At 69.2% G+C, this 9,483-nt stretch carries 8 protein-coding genes; 3 read left to right on the top strand and 5 right to left on the bottom strand.

The features are described 5' to 3' along the window. A partial coding sequence (locus ACFU95_RS40835) for a sensor histidine kinase (protein WP_383839456.1) occupies positions 1-545 on the top strand: 545 nt, incomplete at its 5' end. Further along, positions 542-1,222, top strand: coding sequence for a response regulator (locus ACFU95_RS40830; protein ID WP_383839453.1), 681 nt, complete (start codon positions 542-544; stop codon positions 1,220-1,222). The genes ACFU95_RS40835 and ACFU95_RS40830, both read left to right, overlap by 4 nt. Positions 1,223-1,382: 160 nt before the next feature. On the opposite strand, the gene ACFU95_RS40825 is transcribed toward ACFU95_RS40830, so the two are convergent. From ACFU95_RS40825 to ACFU95_RS40815, 3 genes are all read right to left on the bottom strand, one after another. Next, positions 1,383-2,975, bottom strand: coding sequence for a cation acetate symporter (locus ACFU95_RS40825; protein WP_383839450.1), 1,593 nt, complete (start codon positions 2,973-2,975; stop codon positions 1,383-1,385). Further along, positions 2,972-3,394 (bottom strand): DUF485 domain-containing protein, encoded by a 423-nt coding sequence (locus ACFU95_RS40820; RefSeq protein ID WP_383839447.1) that lies wholly within the window; start codon positions 3,392-3,394, stop codon positions 2,972-2,974. Before ACFU95_RS40820 ends, ACFU95_RS40825 begins: the two co-directional genes overlap by 4 nt. A gap of 222 nt (positions 3,395-3,616) precedes the next feature. Continuing rightward, positions 3,617-5,737 (bottom strand): type IIA DNA topoisomerase subunit B, encoded by a 2,121-nt coding sequence (locus tag ACFU95_RS40815; RefSeq protein ID WP_383839444.1) that lies wholly within the window; start codon positions 5,735-5,737, stop codon positions 3,617-3,619. A 444-nt stretch (positions 5,738-6,181) separates the two neighbouring features. Between ACFU95_RS40815 and ACFU95_RS40810 the strand changes: the two genes are divergently transcribed. Next, positions 6,182-6,412, top strand: coding sequence for a hypothetical protein (locus ACFU95_RS40810; protein ID WP_062719458.1), 231 nt, complete (start codon positions 6,182-6,184; stop codon positions 6,410-6,412). A 111-nt stretch (positions 6,413-6,523) separates the two neighbouring features. On the opposite strand, the gene ACFU95_RS40805 is transcribed toward ACFU95_RS40810, so the two are convergent. Both ACFU95_RS40805 and ACFU95_RS40800 read right to left on the bottom strand, forming a co-directional pair. Beyond that, complete coding sequence (locus tag ACFU95_RS40805) at positions 6,524-7,381, bottom strand: serine protease (RefSeq protein WP_383839442.1); 858 nt, start codon at positions 7,379-7,381, stop codon at positions 6,524-6,526. 134 nt (positions 7,382-7,515) lie between these two features. Further along, entirely contained in the window at positions 7,516-9,051 is a 1,536-nt protein-coding gene (locus ACFU95_RS40800) for an RNA polymerase sigma factor (RefSeq protein WP_383839439.1), read from the bottom strand. Positions 9,052-9,483: the final 432 nt, after the last annotated feature.

Here is a 9,483-nt window from a genome sequence, read left to right as displayed (position 1 = left end):
CGGCGGAACAGGTCGCCGAGAAGATCCAGGACCCCCTGCTCGCCGCCCTGCTGGTCGGCAAGGCGACCGTGGCCGCCGAGCGGGGCGTCGCCCTGCGCCTCGCGGACCGCACCGGGCTCCCGGACCGGCTGATCGACCCCAGGGGCCTCGTCACGATCGTCGGCAACCTGGTGGACAACGCCCTGGACGCCGTCGCGGGCACCCCGCACGCGCGCGTGGAGGTCGAATTGCGGGCCGAGGGGCGTACGACGGTCCTCAGGGTGCGCGACACCGGACCGGGAATCCCGGAGGAGCAGCGCGAGTTGATCTTCACCGAGGGCTGGTCCACCAAGCAGCCTCCGGCTCACCGTGAGCGCGGCATCGGGCTCTCCCTGGTGCGCAGGCTCGCCGAACGGCAGGGTGGCAGCGCGAAAGTGGGCGAGGCGGCCGGCGGCGGCGCGGAGTTCACCGTCGTCCTGCCCGAGGCACTGGCCGAGTCGGACCTGGAACCCGCCCTCACCGTGCCGTCAGACGCGCAGGCCGTCGCCGAGGAGGAGTCGCGATGATCGAGGTCCTGGTCGTGGACGACGACATGCGCGTCGCGCGCGTCAACCGCGCCTACGTCGAGAAGGTGCCGGGCTTCCACGTGGCCGGCGAGGCACACAGCGCGGCCGAGGCGCTTCGCCAGGTGGAGGAGCTGCCCCGCGTGGATCTGGTCCTCATGGACCACTACCTGCCCGACGAGACGGGTCTGTCGGTCGTCCAGGAGATGCGCCGTCGCGGCCACCAGACCGACGTGATCATGGTGACGGCGGCGCGGGACGTGACGACGGTCCAGGCGGCCATGCGGCACGGCGCGTTGCAGTACCTGGTCAAGCCGTTCGCCTTCGCGGGGCTGCGCGCCAAGCTGGAGGCGTACGCCGAGCTGCGCCGCACCCTGGACGGCGGCGGCGAGGCGGAACAGGCCGAGGTGGACCGCATCTTCGGCGCCCTGTCCGCGTCGTCGGAGCCCGACCTGCCCAAGGGCCACTCCCCCACCACGGCGGAACTCGTACGCCGTTCCCTGATGAACGCCGAAGGCCCGCTGTCGGCCCAGGAGATCGCCGAACGGACCGGAGTGAGCCGCCAGACCGCCCAGCGCTATCTCAAGCTCCTGGAACGCACGGGGCGGGCCCGGCTCACCCTCAAGTACGGTGACGCGGGCCGCCCGGAACACCGTTACGTGTGGGCGACCCGCGCCTGAGACACGGCCCGTGGGGGCGGGGGAAGGAACCGTGCCTCCCCTTCATACGGATCCCGGCCGCCCGAATATCAACGGACAGCCCGGATCCTCGTGCGAGCCGCTCGGGCGGGACGGCCGCCGTCGGACTGCTCCCGGTCGCGCCAGACCGCTTTCGGTGCCGTCAGACCGCCCCCGCTCCCGTCAGCGACCGCACCTCGGTCTCCGCGTGCCTGGCCTCGTCGGGGATCTCGGCCGAGGTGACCGTGCCGAGCCAGCCCGCGACGAAGCCCAGCGGGATCGAGACGAGGCCCGGGTTCTGGAGCGGGAAGTACTGGAAGTCGACGCCGGGGAACAGTGATTCGGCGCTGCCCGACACCACCGGCGACAGCACCACCAGCACCACAGCCGGCACCAGTCCTCCGTACACGGCCCATACGGCGCCCCGCGTGGTGAAGTCCCGCCAGAACAGCGAGTAGAGCAGCACGGGCAGATTGGCGGACGCGGCCACGGCGAAGGCGAGGCCGACCAGGAAGGCGACGTTGAGATCGCGAGCCAGCAGTCCGAGGGCGATCGCGACGACGCCGATGCCGACGGCGGCGACGCGCGCCACGGCCACTTCGCTGCGGGGTTCGGCGCGCCGGCGCCGTAGCGAGGCATACAGATCGTGGGCCACGGAGGCCGAGGAGGAGAGCGTGATTCCGGCGACGACCGCGAGGATCGTGGCGAAGGCGATGGCGGCTACGACGGCGAAGAGAACCGTTCCTCCCGTGGATTGCGCGCCGCCGCCGAGGTCGAGGGCCAGCAGCGGAACCGCGGTGTTCCCGGCCGCGTTCGACCCGCGTACTGCCTCGGGCCCGACGATCGCGGCCGCGCCGAAGCCGAGCACGATCGTCATCAGGTAGAAGCCGCCGATGAGCCCGATCGCCCACACCACCGACCGCCGTGCCGCTCGGGCGGTGGGCACGGTGTAGAAGCGGGACAGGATGTGCGGCAGCCCGGCGGTGCCCAGGACCAAAGCGAGGCCCAGGCTGATGAAGTCGAACCGAGCCGTCCAGTCCCCGCCGTACTTCAACCCGGGCGCCAGGAACGCCTCGCCGTGACCGCTGCGCTCGGCGGCGGTGAGGAGCAGTTGGTCGAAGTCGCCGTGGAAGCGCACCAGGACGAGCGCGGTCAACGTGACGGTGCCGCCGAGCAGCAGAACCGACTTGACGATCTGAATCCAGGTGGTGGCCCGCATCCCTCCCAACGACACATAGATCACCATGAGCGCACCGACACAGATGACGGTCCACGTCTGCGTCGCCTCGCCCTTGCCCCCGAGCAGCAGCGCGACCAGGGTGCCCGCGCCCACCATCTGCGCCACCAGATACAGAACGGACACGGTGACCGAGGAAGTTCCCAGCGCGATCCGCACGGGGCGCTCCCTCATCCGGGTGACGACCACGTCGGCGAGCGTGAACCGCCCGCAGTTGCGTACCAGTTCGGCGACGAGGAACAGCACCACCAGCCAGGCCACCAGGAAGCCCACCGAGTACAGCATCCCGTCGTAGCCGAAGAGGGCGATGAGACCGGAGATGCCGAGGAAGGAGGCGGCCGACATGTAGTCGCCCGCGATGGCAAAACCATTCTCCATGGGCGAGAAGAGCCGACCGCCCGCGTAGAACTCCTCCGCCGAGCCATGCCGGCTGCGGCTCACCCACGTCGTGATCGCCAGTGTGATCGCGACGAACGCGCTGAACAGAAGCAGCGCCAGGGTCTGGTGATCGACCGTCACGAGGCACCGCCCCCGGTGACGCGCGTCAGCTCCTGCATCTCCCAGCGCAGTTCGAGCGCCGCCCGGTCCCGGCGCAGCCGCGCGTGCCGGACGTAGGCCCAGGTGAGCAGGAAGGTGGTGAGGAACTGTCCGAGCCCCGCGACCATCGCCACGTTCACAGCACCCGCCACGGGCCGGGCCATCAGCCCCGGCGCGGTCGTCGCGGCCACCACGTACGCCACGTACCAGGCGAGGAACACCGCGACCGCCGGCATCACGAACCTTCGGTACCGCCCGCGCACCTCCTGGAAGGCCGCACTGCGCTGTACCTCGAGGTACACGTCCTTCGCGACAGGCGGAGCGGCGTCGGGCGCGTGCGTGACGTCCGTCTCTCCCCATCCGGAGGCGAGGGCGTCGTACCAGGGATCGTCTGAGTACATGCCCAAGCATGGACAGAACGGAAAGATCCCCGGCTCGGCTTCACGACACGCTTCACTCCATCAGGTGACCGAAGGACACCTGTGGCCTCCGACGGCGAGAAGCCCTGCGGGGGCCACCCGCGCCCGACGACGACAGCCGCACGGGCGATCCGGGTGGGTACCCACAACAAGTGCCACAGGCGAAGCCGAGGCCGGGAACCCGACCCGAGCACGGCGCAGCGACTACGCGTCGATACGCGACCGGTCCAACGTCGCCGCCGAGCTGGAGATGAACTCCTTCCGCGGCGCCACGTCGTTCCCCATCAGCAGATCGAAGACCCGCTCGGCGGCCTCCAGATCGGTGAGGCTGATCCGGCGCAGGGTCCGGTGACGGGGGTCCATCGTCGTCTCGGCCAGCTGGTCGGCGTCCATCTCACCGAGACCCTTGTACCGCTGGATGGAGTCCTTGTAGCGCACGCCCTTGCTCTGGAACTCCATCAGCTTGTCGCGCAGTTCGCGGTCCGAGTACGTGTAGACGTACTTGTCCTGCCCCTTCTTGGGCTGGATCAGCTCGATGCGGTGCAGCGGGGGCACCGCGGCGAACACCCGCCCCGCCTCGATCATCGGCCGCATATAGCGCTGGAACAGCGTCAGCAGCAGCGTCCGGATGTGGGAGCCGTCCACGTCGGCGTCGGTCATCATGATGATCTTGCCGTAGCGCGCCGCGTCGATGTCGAAGGTCCGACCGGACCCAGCCCCTATGACCTGGATGATCGCGCCGCACTCGGCGTTCTTCAGCATGTCGGTCACGGACGACTTCTGGACGTTGAGGATCTTGCCGCGGATCGGCAGCAGTGCCTGGAACTCGGAGTTCCGGGCGAGCTTGGCGGTGCCGAGCGCGGAGTCTCCCTCGACGATGAACAGCTCGCTGCGGTCGACGTCGTCGCTGCGGCAGTCGGCGAGCTTCGCGGGCAGCGACGAGGACTCCAGGGCCGTCTTGCGGCGCTGCGCGTCCTTGTGCTGACGGGCCGCGATGCGCGTACGGGCGGCGGCGACGGCCTTCTCCATGACGACCCTGGCCTGAGCCGCGGCGTCCCGCTTCGTGGACGTGAGGAACGCCTTGAGTTCCCGGGCGATCACGGTGTTCACGATGCGACGGGCCGCCGAGGTGCCCAGGACCTCCTTGGTCTGGCCCTCGAACTGCGGCTCGGCGAGACGGACCGTGACGACCGCGGTGAGGCCCTCCAGGGCGTCGTCCTTGACGATGTCGTCCTCGGCGACGCGCAGCATCTTCTTGGTGCGCAGCACCTCGTTCATGGTGCCGGTCACGGCCGTCTCGAAGCCCGCGACATGCGTGCCGCCCTTGGGGGTGGCGATGATGTTCACGAACGACTTCAGGGTCGTGTCGTACCCGGTGCCCCACCGCATGGCGACGTCGACGTCGAGCTCGCGGGTGACCTGGGTGGGGGTCATCTGGCCGTGCTCGTCCAGGACCGGGACCGTCTCCTTGAAGGTGCCCTGACCGCCGAAGCGGAGGACGTCGCAGACCGGCTTGTCGCTGGCGAGGTACTCGCAGAACTCGCTGATGCCGCCGTCGAAGCGGAAGGACTCCTCGCCCTTGCTGCCGCCGTCACCGAGACCGAACTCGTCGCGGACGACGATGGTCAGGCCGGGCACCAGGAACGCGGTCTGGCGGGCGCGCTGGTGCAGATTCTCCAGGGAGAGCTTGGCGTCCTTGAGGAAGATCTGGCGGTCGGCCCAGTACCGCACACGCGTGCCGTTGCGGGTCTTGGGGATCTTCTTGGTCTTGCGGAGGCCGCCGGTCTCGAACTTCGCGTTCGGGCCGTCGGCGGCGAAGGCCCCGGGCACGCCACGCCGGAAGCTGATGGCGTGGGTGTGGCCGCTCCGGTCCACCTCGACGTCCAGCCGCGCGGACAGGGCGTTCACCACGGAGGCGCCCACGCCGTGCAGACCGCCGGAGGCGGCGTACGAACCGCCGCCGAACTTACCGCCGGCGTGCAGCTTGGTCATGACGACCTCGACGCCGGACAGGCCCGTCTTCGGCTCGACGTCGACCGGGATGCCCCGGCCGTTGTCCCGGACCTCCACGGACCCGTCGTCGTGGAGGATCACTTCGATGTGGTCGCAGTACCCGCCCAGGGCCTCGTCGACGGAGTTGTCGATGATCTCCCACAGGCAGTGCATCAGACCGCGGCTGTCGGTCGACCCGATGTACATGCCCGGGCGCTTGCGCACGGCCTCGAGCCCCTCGAGGACGAGCAGGTGCCGCGCGGTGTAGTTGGAACCGTCCCGGTCTGCTCCTGCCAGCAGCGCTGTGGACGGCACGGACGTCTCGGCGGTCACGCGGTTCGCTCCTCGCTGAATTTCAGGTGACGCCCTGGTGGGTAAGGGCGCGGCTTCGGTCGCCGTCAAGAGGGTACCGAGGCCTGGTAGAGCCGTTGTAACGCCACCCTCGTGCGAAACACAGAGTAGTCCAGCATCGCATGCGTGTTCGATCCCTCGATGGGGTGAAGTACATATCACGTTCCCTTCCAGGCATGAACCATTTAGGCTCCGGGCACGTCCTCATGAACAAACCGGCAAGCCAGCCGGGTGGACCGACCTTGACCAACAGCGCGAAACCGTAAGCAAGACACCGACGCAATACGGCACATTCGCCGCCAAGCCGGCAGCAGCCGGCCGCCCCCGAAAAATTTCTCTCTGGGTGAAGCCACGAGCGGGAACGTTTTGGGGCTGGTTGGATGTTGACCCTGGTACGACAGCTCGTCGAGCTAGAGAAGAGGCGACGTGACTACTGTTCTGACCCCCGCGAGCCCGCTGACGGCCGCTGACCGCTGCGACCGTTGCGGCGCCCAGGCGTACGTGCGCGTCGTGCTGCTCAGCGGCGGAGAGCTGCTCTTCTGCGCCCACCACGGTCGCAAGTTCGAGCCGGAACTCAAGAAGATCGCCGCTGAGATACAGGACGAGACGGAGCGGCTGACGTCCGTTCCCGCATCGGCGTCCGAAGATGAGCGCTGACACCTCGCATTAACGACGAGCCAGCTTCCGGCACAGGCCGGTCGACGGGCGGCCGCCCCTCAGAGCAGGGGCGGCCGCCCGCGCTCATACCCCGCGGGCCCTCAGACGGTGTCAGCCGCCGCCATGGCGCTCTCGCGCCGCTGCCCGCCACCCCAGAGCCCGTGCGACCTCGGAAACCCGCGTGTAGACGCCGGGGCTGCCCGCGCGACCACAACCGGTGCCCCAGGACACGAGCCCGATCAGCCTCCCCTGAGCGACCAGGGGCCCTCCGCTGTCCCCCTGACAGGCGTCCTGGCCTCCCCCCTGCTCCCCGGCGCAGACCATGCTGTCTGCCTGGTACCTGCCGTCGCCACTGCCCGGATACGCCTGTCTGCACAGCGCGTCGGGCAGGACGTGCACGCGTGCCGCCCGCAGGCTGCGCGGGTAGTCGCCGGCCCCCGTGATGTCCCCCCAGCCGTAGACCAGGGCCGGGGTCCCCGGCAGATAGGCCGGATCGCCGGCCCGCGCCATCCGAACGACCGCACTGGCGGGAAGCGGCTGGGCAAGGGTGAGCACGGCGAAGTCGCCGGCGTTGGTGACACTGTCGTAGGCCGGGTTCACCCAGGTGTCGCGGACCCGGATCTCCTGGCCCCGGCCGGAGAGCAGGTCCGTACGGCCCGTGATGACGCTGAAGTCGCGAACCCGTTCCGGCGGCGCCCCGAGGACCTCCTGGCTCAGGCAGTGGGCCGCGGTGAGCACCGTGGACCGGCCGACCGCCACACCGACGCAGAACTGGCCGGCCCGCGTACCCCCGAACCGGTCACGGCTGGACAGCGCCACGGTCCACGGACTGCTGGAGACATCCACCGGGAAGCCGCCGACAACCACACTGTCGGCAGCCGCGGGGGTGGCCGACGCCAACGGTATGGCAGCCGCCGCGGCCGCCAGTACCAGCGGCCGGGCCAGGGCCCTGATGTAGGGAAGACGCATGCACGCTCCTCACTCTGGAGTGGTCATGGGACACCCAGAGTGATTCAGCCCACCGCGACCCGCACCTGCGCGACAGCAAGAAGGCCCGGTCCCCACTCGGGAGACCGGGCCTTGTGTGTCGTACGAGCGACGACCTAGTCGAGGTAGTCCCGCAGCACCTGGGACCGCGACGGGTGGCGCAGCTTCGACATGGTCTTGGACTCGATCTGGCGGATGCGCTCGCGCGTGACGCCGTACACCTTGCCGATCTCGTCGAGGGTCTTCGGCTGACCGTCGGTGAGACCGAAGCGCATCGAGACCACGCCGGCCTCGCGCTCGGACAGGGTGTCGAGGACCGAGTGCAGCTGCTCCTGGAGGAGCGTGAAGCTGACCGCGTCGGCCGGGACGACGGCCTCGGAGTCCTCGATGAGGTCACCGAACTCGCTGTCGCCGTCCTCGCCCAGCGGGGTGTGCAGCGAGATGGGCTCGCGGCCGTACTTCTGGACCTCGATGACCTTCTCGGGGGTCATGTCGAGTTCCTTGGCCAGCTCCTCCGGGGTGGGCTCGCGGCCCAGGTCCTGGAGCATCTGGCGCTGCACGCGCGCCAGCTTGTTGATGACCTCGACCATGTGCACCGGGATACGGATGGTGCGGGCCTGGTCGGCCATGGCGCGGGTGATCGCCTGGCGGATCCACCAGGTGGCGTACGTGGAGAACTTGTAGCCCTTGGTGTAGTCGAACTTCTCGACCGCGCGGATCAGACCGAGGTTGCCCTCCTGGATCAGGTCCAGGAAGAGCATGCCGCGGCCGGTGTAGCGCTTGGCCAGGGAGACCACCAGACGGAGGTTGGCCTCCAGGAGGTGGTTCTTGGCGCGGCGGCCGTCCTCGGCGATGATCTCCAGCTCGCGCTTGAGCTTGGGGGCGAGCTTGTCGGCGTTGGCCAGCTTGTCCTCGGCGAACAGACCGGCCTCGATGCGCTTGGCGAGCTCGACCTCCTGCTCGGCGTTGAGCAGCGGGACCTTGCCGATCTGCTTGAGGTAGTCCTTGACCGGGTCGGCGGTGGCGCCGGCCGCGGCGACCTGCTGCGCGGGAGCGTCGTCCTCGTCCTCGTCGGAGAGCACGAAGCCGGCGTTCTCGGCGCCCTCGGGCTCCTCGCCGCCCTTCGGGGGAGCGTCCTCGAGGGCCTCGTCCTCGATCAGCTCGGCGTCGTCCTTCTTGCCTGCCGTCTTCTTGGCCGCCGTCTTCTTGGCGACGGTCTTCTTCGCGACCGCCTTCTTGGCGGTCGTCTTCTTCGCAGCGGCCTTCTTGGCGGGGGCGTCGTCCTCGACGGCGGAGTCGGCGGCGGGGGCCGCGGGCGTGGCGGTGGCGGTGGCCTTCTTGGTGGTCACCGTCTTCGCCGCGACCGTCTTGGTGGCCGTGCGCTTGGCCGGACTCTTCGCTGCGACGCTCTTTCGTGTGCGCTTGGGCTCCGCGGCACTGACCATCAGCGTCACACCCTCTTCCTCGAGGATCTGGTTGAGGCTGCGCAGTACGTTCTTCCACTGAGTGGCCGGAATCTGGTCAGCTTCGAAGGCCCGACGCACATCGTCGCCGGCGATCTGCCCCTCAGCCTTTCCCCGCTCAATAAGAGCCATGACAGAGACGGACTCGGCGATCTCCGGCGGGAGCGTACGGGATGTGCTGGCCGACACGAACAACCTCTCGGAACGTTGAAAAACGGCTTCCGGCCCCGTCCACGGCGGACAGGAGCCGACCACCGGCCTGGGGATTGGGCCGACGGTGCGGGCGGGGGCCGGGAAGTTACACAGCGCCTTGAGCGGCGTCCGTATTCCCTTCTCGGCAGTCACCTCTTAGGTCATCGCGCTGCTCCCCCGAGCGTTACGCCCAATCTGCGTGGCCCGAGTCACATCCCGTAACCGATCAAAAGCATGCAGATGCGGACATAGCCGGTCGCCCGCAGCTTCGCCCAAGCACTGTACGGCCTTTCCGCGGCCTCGTCGCACCGTTGGGGCCCCCCGAGTCCTTGTTGGGTCTGCGGGTTCCCCCGGAGGGGGGACACCAGCCCGGGAGGTTTACCGGGGGGGGGGGGCACTCCGACCCTCTCCCCCCTGGGGGCGTTCATG

This window comes from Streptomyces sp. NPDC057623, assembly GCF_042800355.1.
Lineage (GTDB): Bacteria > Actinomycetota > Actinomycetes > Streptomycetales > Streptomycetaceae > Streptomyces.
This window is presented reverse-complemented; position numbering and strand designations above follow the sequence as displayed.

Excerpts from the sequence above, each read along its gene's own strand:
- ACFU95_RS40805 (WP_383839442.1), bottom strand. The coding sequence starts at position 7,381 with ATGCGTCTTCCCTACATCAGGGCCCTGGCCCGGCCGCTGGTACTGGCG.
- ACFU95_RS40830 (WP_383839453.1), top strand. The coding sequence starts at position 542 with ATGATCGAGGTCCTGGTCGTGGACGACGACATGCGCGTCGCGCGCGTC.
- ACFU95_RS40820 (WP_383839447.1), bottom strand. The coding sequence starts at position 3,394 with ATGTACTCAGACGATCCCTGGTACGACGCCCTCGCCTCCGGATGGGGA.